1 pseudogene is annotated in these 248 nt (G+C 66.5%); it reads right to left on the reverse strand.

The features are described 5' to 3' along the window. Window positions 1–248 (reverse strand): annotated as a pseudogene (locus tag SB754_RS22065) (hypothetical protein); the annotation flags it as partial.

Consider the following 248-nt stretch of genomic DNA (forward strand, 5'->3'; position numbering starts at 1 on the left):
CGAGACCAGGCCTGCACCGCCGTAGACGTCGTTCATCAGCGCGATCGCGGCCTCTTCGTGGACGATGAGCCGCTTTGCCCGGTTCACTCCGGTGGTGGCGTTGTGGATCCACCTGGTCGTCGCTAGTCGTGCGAGCGCCTGCATGTCAGGGGCGACGGCTCGCAGACGTGACGTGTCGACCACCATCATGGGTGCGCGGGCGTCGAACTCGACCGTGCTCTCGCCGTCGAACATGCCGGCGAGATCGC

This window comes from Leifsonia sp. SIMBA_070 (genome assembly GCF_046534635.1).
GTDB lineage: Bacteria > Actinomycetota > Actinomycetes > Actinomycetales > Microbacteriaceae > Leifsonia.